The 3,926-nt window shown below is 58.7% G+C and carries 5 protein-coding genes; 1 reads left to right on the top strand and 4 read right to left on the bottom strand.

Annotated features, from left to right (window positions below; translation table 11 throughout):
* From D8V06_RS12780 to D8V06_RS12765, 4 genes are all read right to left on the bottom strand, one after another.
* On the bottom strand, nt 1–248 hold a 248-nt coding region (locus tag D8V06_RS12780; RefSeq protein ID WP_177434416.1), incomplete at its 3' end, for an ABC transporter permease.
* Nucleotides 245–1,177, bottom strand: coding sequence for an ABC transporter ATP-binding protein (locus D8V06_RS12775; RefSeq protein ID WP_056855954.1), 933 nt, complete (start codon nt 1,175–1,177; stop codon nt 245–247). The genes D8V06_RS12780 and D8V06_RS12775, both read right to left, overlap by 4 nt.
* A gap of 132 nt (nt 1,178–1,309) precedes the next feature.
* Nucleotides 1,310–1,933, bottom strand: a complete 624-nt coding sequence (locus tag D8V06_RS12770; RefSeq protein WP_130931067.1) for a glutathione S-transferase — start codon at nt 1,931–1,933, stop codon at nt 1,310–1,312.
* Nucleotides 1,934–1,976: 43 nt separating this feature from the next.
* The gene (locus D8V06_RS12765) at nt 1,977–2,636 is read right to left on the bottom strand and encodes a transglutaminase family protein (RefSeq protein WP_056855956.1); all 660 of its coding nucleotides are present in this window, start codon (nt 2,634–2,636) and stop codon (nt 1,977–1,979) included.
* Between the two features lie 247 nt (nt 2,637–2,883).
* Between D8V06_RS12765 and D8V06_RS12760 the strand changes: the two genes are divergently transcribed.
* Nucleotides 2,884–3,926: acyl-CoA dehydrogenase family protein (locus D8V06_RS12760; RefSeq protein WP_130931066.1), on the top strand; the 1,043-nt coding region annotated here is incomplete at its 3' end.

The following is a 3,926-nucleotide window of genomic DNA, read 5'->3' as shown; positions in this document are numbered from 1 at the left end:
ACCACGTTGCCGTAGGAGTTGGTGATCACCGACATCATGATCAGCCCCGGCACGATGTACTCCATGTAGGTGAAGCCGCCCATGTCGCCGATTTGCCGGCCGATCAGGTTACCGAAGATCACGAAATACAGAACCATGGTGATGGCCGGTGGCAGCAGGGTCTGCGGCCAGATCCGGGTGAAGCGCCGGATTTCGCGGTAAACGATGGTGTTGAGGGCGACGAGGTTGGGTTGCAGCTCGGAACTCATACCGCCACCTTCGACAGATTTTTCTCCACCAGGGACACGAACAACTCCTCAAGGCGATTGGTTTTATTTCGCAGGCTCAACACTTCAATATTTTGCTGGGCAAGCTGGGTGAACAGCGCAGTGATCCCCATCGACTTGTCCACCTGGACTTCCAGCGTATGGCCGTCAAGCAGCCGTGATGGATAACCGAGCAACTGCGGTGGCGCACTGAGGCTGTTCTTCAGATCCAGCAGGAAGGTCTCGACGTGCAACTGGCCGAGCAACTGCTTCATGCTGGTGTTCTCGACGATGGTGCCGTGGTCGATGATGCCGATGTTGCGGCACAGCTGTTCAGCCTCTTCCAGGTAGTGCGTGGTGAGGATGATGGTGATGCCTTTCTGGTTCAGTTCGGTGAGGAAGGTCCACATCGAACGACGCAGTTCGATGTCGACGCCGGCAGTCGGTTCGTCGAGGATCAACAGACGTGGTTCGTGAACCAGCGCGCGGGCAATCATCAGACGACGCTTCATGCCACCCGACAGTGAACGTGATGGCACGTCGCGCTTGTCCCACAGGCCGAGCTGGGTCAAGTACTGCTCAGCGCGTTCCTTGGCGACTTTCGACGGGATGCCGTAGTAACCGGCCTGGGTCACGACGATGTCGAAGGTCTTTTCGAACTGGTTGAAGTTGAATTCCTGGGGCACGACGCCAATGCAGCGCTTGAGTTGCGCAGGGTTCTTGTCCAGGTCATGACCGAAGATATTCACCGTGCCACTGGTCTTGTTCACCAGGGTCGAAAGAATGCCGATGGTCGTGGATTTGCCGGCACCGTTGGGGCCGAGCAGAGCGAAAAAGTCACCTTCGGCGACATCCAGATCGATACCACTCAAGGCCTGGAAACCGTTGCCGTAGGTTTTGGTTAGCTGCCGGATGGACAGAGCGGAACTCATATCGGATTACGCACCAAGAAGGGAAGAAAAGGATAAATAAGGGCGAGCGGCGAACAACACAACCACAGTGCACCGCCGCAATGTTGCTTGTCCCCGCCGCACAAGTACAGTCAAGCGTGTCGATAGTAAGTATTAAGTCAACGCAGTCATGACCGCTTTCTGATAGGCCGGACGCTGCTTCAAACGGGCGTACCAGGCCTGAAGATGAGGCAGCGGCGCGCGCTCGATCGGCATCTCGAACCAGGCATAAATGAAACTGCCGAGGGGAATATCGCCCATGCCGATGTCATCGCCGGACAGGTATGGTTTGTTCGCCAGCGCCTGATCGGCCATTGCCAGCAAGCCTTCGCATTCGGTGATCGCCGCCTTGATGGCAGACCAATCCTGCTGCTCTGCGGGAGTGCGCAATACGCCCCAGAACACCGTGCGAAACGGCCCGGCGAAACTGGAGGTGGTCCAGTCCATCCACTTGTCAGCAGTGGCCCGCGCTCGCAGATCGGTTGGATACCACGCGGTGTCGGCCGCATGCCTGGCCATCAGATAACGCACGATGGCGTTCGATTCCCACAACACAAAACCATCGTCCTCAATCACCGGCACACGGCCGTTGGGGTTCATGGCGCGATACTCGGGCGTATCGACAACACCAAAGGCGCCGCCCGCATCGATGGCTTCGTATGCCAGCCCCAACTCCTCGGCGGCCCACAACGGCTTTCTGACATTCGATGAATTTTTCCGACCCCAGATCTTCAGCATGACCGCCTCTCGATTGATGAATGCGCAGGCAGCATACGCCGGATCAGGTACGACTCAAATCGCTCTGCATGTCACCCAGCAACGGCGACAGCTGTTCGCCGAACAGATGCGGATAACACTTTTCCAGGTGCTCGAAAAAGAATGCCTCAGGCACATCGGCAAACTGGCCGTGATCGACGAGGTACTCCATCAGTTTCTCGCCGTCGCGGTTGAACGGATGGAAAACACTGTCATTGATGCCATCGAATTCCAGCGGCGCCACATTGAACAACTCGCAGAGTTTCTGGTTGAACGCCGGGGTCGCCTTGACCCAGCGACCCTGCAGGTAGAACTCGGTGTAGCCGTGCATGGCGAACATGTCGCTCTTGAGCAGCTCGAGCAGGCGCGGCGTCGACAAATGATTGCGCACATCCGCCAGGCCGATCCGCGCCGCAATGCCGCAATGCCGGGCCGCACCGGCCAGCAGCGTGGCTTTGGGCACGCAATAACTCTCCCCGGCCGCCAGGGCGTAACTGCCGCACAAAGTCTGCGGATCGCGGCTGAAGGTGTACGGGTTGTAGCGCACGGCCTCGCGCACCGCATAATAAAGGCTGATCGCCTGCTCAAGCGGGTCGCGACTGCTGCCACGGTGTTTTTCGGCGAACTCCACCACCGAGGGATGGTCACTATCGATGAAGCGGCCGGGGCTTAGGTACTCATGCATGCAACGATCTCCTGGGGAAGCCCCGAGTCTATCGAGAGGTTCAGCACAGAGATAACGACGTTTCGGCCAAATATGAGCGCTTAGCCGCCCGTTAAATGAACGATTTACCAGGCCTGTTGCCAACCGGACCTACAGAAATCATCCGGGATTTCCCACGATTTCAATCACCTCGCTCCGACCACCCTGTTTTGCGGATGCCGTCTAAGCTCTGTGGGTTGGCTCGCCCTGGTTTCACGGAGGATTAAATATGCTGCTGTTGTGGATACTGGTTCTGGTTGTCGGGATCGCTTATTTAGCCCACCGTCGCATCGCCCCGCTGCCCGCCATGGGCATCGTGGCTGTCTACCTGCTGGCAATGGGCATCTTCAGCCGCGCGCCGGGCTGGCTGTTGCTGGTTTTCTGGCTTTTGCTCGCTGCGGTCGCTGCGCCGTTACTGCTGCCTGACCTGCGCCGCAAATTCTTCAGCGCGCCGATGTTCAACTGGTTCCAGAAAACCCTGCCGCCCATGTCGCAAACCGAACGCGACGCCATTGAAGCGGGTACGGTGTGGTGGGATGGCGAACTGTTCAGCGGTCGTCCGGACTGGAACAAACTGCTGTCCTACCCCAAGGTACAACTGAGCGAAGAGGAACAGGCCTTCATTGACGGCCCGACCGAAGAACTCTGCGCCATGGTCAGTGACTACCAGATCGGTCAAACCATGGACCTGCCAGCCGAGGCCTGGACGTACATCAAGGAAAACGGTTTCTTCGCCCTGATCATCCCCAAGGAATTTGGGGGCAAAGGCTTCTCGGCGTATGCCCACTCACAAGTGGCGATGAAACTGGCCAGCCACAGTGGCGACCTCGCCTCCACCGTGATGGTCCCCAACTCCCTCGGTCCCGCTGAGTTGCTGCTGCATTACGGCACCGACGAGCAACGTAACCACTACCTGCCACGCCTGGCACGGGGCGACGATATTCCGTGTTTCGCCCTCACCGGCCCAATGGCCGGCTCCGACGCCGGCGGCATGCCCGACACCGGGGTGATCTGCAAAGGTGAGTGGGAAGGCCAGGAAACCCTGGGCCTGCGTCTTAACTGGGAAAAGCGCTACATCACCCTGGGGCCTGTCGCCACCCTGCTCGGCCTCGCCTTCAAGGCTTACGACCCGGACCATCTGCTGGGCGACAAAGAAGACCTGGGCATCAGCCTCGCGCTGATTCCGACCGACATTCCCGGCGTAGAAATCGGTCGTCGTCACCTGCCACTGGGCGCAGCGTTCATGAACGGTCCGAACTCCGGCAAGGACGT

The sequence above is a fragment of the Pseudomonas sp. Sample_24 genome (genome assembly GCF_004307605.1).
In the GTDB taxonomy this organism is placed as follows: domain Bacteria; phylum Pseudomonadota; class Gammaproteobacteria; order Pseudomonadales; family Pseudomonadaceae; genus Aquipseudomonas.
This window is presented reverse-complemented; position numbering and strand designations above follow the sequence as displayed.

What these genes read in the sequence shown, in the direction of transcription:
- D8V06_RS12775 (WP_056855954.1), bottom strand. Translation starts at nt 1,177, where the DNA reads ATGAGTTCCGCTCTGTCCATCCGGCAGCTAACCAAAACCTACGGCAAC.
- D8V06_RS12770 (WP_130931067.1), bottom strand. Translation starts at nt 1,933, where the DNA reads ATGCTGAAGATCTGGGGTCGGAAAAATTCATCGAATGTCAGAAAGCCG.
- D8V06_RS12765 (WP_056855956.1), bottom strand. Translation starts at nt 2,636, where the DNA reads ATGCATGAGTACCTAAGCCCCGGCCGCTTCATCGATAGTGACCATCCC.